1 pseudogene is annotated in these 247 nt (G+C 38.9%); it reads right to left on the reverse strand.

The features are described from left to right. Nucleotides 1-33: 33 nt before the first annotated feature. Nucleotides 34-117: pseudogene (locus HMPREF2959_RS13540) on the reverse strand (polymorphic toxin type 17 domain-containing protein); the annotation flags it as partial. Nucleotides 118-247: the final 130 nt, after the last annotated feature.

Here is a 247-nt window from a genome sequence, read left to right on the forward strand (position 1 = left end):
TTTGGGCTTATTCAAATTAGGGACACGCCCTAGTCATTTGTGTGTAATCTTTCCATCAATTGATATATTTAAATGCTTACCATCCCTACTAGCCCATCCAAGTTGCTCTCTTCCTGTTAATCATGGCACAGCGTATAAGCGTGGATTTGCAGTCCAATCTATATCGCTGATTCTATTCATTAAGCTAATTATGCTTATTCCTCAATCACAGTCTCCACCACCGAATGAATACTTTTAGGCAATTGCA

Origin of the sequence: Neisseria sp. HMSC070F02, from assembly GCF_001814225.1 — a bacterium.
In the GTDB taxonomy this organism is placed as follows: Bacteria; Pseudomonadota; Gammaproteobacteria; order Burkholderiales; family Neisseriaceae; genus Neisseria; species Neisseria meningitidis.